The organism is Saccharothrix sp. NRRL B-16314, assembly GCF_000716595.1.
Taxonomy (GTDB): domain Bacteria; phylum Actinomycetota; class Actinomycetes; order Mycobacteriales; family Pseudonocardiaceae; genus Actinosynnema.
In genome coordinates this window covers 1-310 of record NZ_JNXC01000235.1, presented here as the reverse complement: position 1 = coordinate 310, position 310 = coordinate 1, and the positions used below count along the sequence as shown (strand labels likewise).

Sequence of the window (310 nt, the reverse complement as noted above, 5' to 3'; positions counted from 1 at the left end):
GGGCGACCTCCTCCCGGCCGCCCAGCCACACGAGCCGGCGTTCCTTGATGGCGTCGGCCACCGGGACGGGCGCGTCGACCGGGATCCGGACCCACGGGGCGGCGATCTCCCGGGACGCGCCCGAGATCAGCACCAGGCGCAGCATCCGGTCGCCGGGGATCAGGAGGTAGACGAGGCCCACCGAGGCCGTGGTGTCGCGCATGAGCCCGCTGAGGACCGCCGCCATCCGGCCGTCAGCGAAGACGTCCTCCGGCCCCGGGCCGGCGGGCTCGTCCATCCGGCTCACCCGCCTGCCGCGGCACCCGTGGCG

1 protein-coding gene is annotated in these 310 nt (G+C 76.5%); it reads right to left on the bottom strand.

Annotation, left to right across the window (positions count from 1 at the left end; genetic code table 11):
- A partial coding sequence (locus OQ02_RS39790; RefSeq protein WP_033443863.1) for a hypothetical protein occupies nt 1-277 on the bottom strand: 277 nt, incomplete at its 3' end.
- Nucleotides 278-310: the final 33 nt, after the last annotated feature.